This is a genomic window from Parahoeflea alexandrii (assembly GCF_027214025.1).
Classification (GTDB): domain Bacteria; phylum Pseudomonadota; class Alphaproteobacteria; order Rhizobiales; family Rhizobiaceae; genus Hoeflea; species Hoeflea alexandrii_A.
In genome coordinates, this window is the sequence record NZ_JAPWHB010000056.1 from 1 (window position 1) to 244 (window position 244).

Annotated in this window: 1 protein-coding gene; it reads right to left on the reverse strand. The window is 50.0% G+C overall.

The features are described 5' to 3' along the window. Window positions 1-244: hypothetical protein (locus tag O4H62_RS26395; RefSeq protein WP_269391862.1), on the reverse strand; the 244-nt coding region annotated here is incomplete at both ends.

Here is a 244-nt window from a genome sequence, read left to right on the forward strand (position 1 = left end):
GCCCAGTAATTCTCCTGTGCCACTTGGCGCATCTGGTCATTTTTAGCCAGTACTGCATTGGAGAGTGTATTCAGCGGTAACGCTCCGGCTTCATAAGCAGCCACCACAGAGTTTGGCAGTTGTATGCTGCACGGCACTTTGTCTATGGTAGCGATAAGACAGTTCCCTTGTAGTGCCGGATTTCCGATACGTGGGTTCAGTGGTTCATCAGGATAGGTTTTGAAATGCGGTTTCGTTCCTGCAC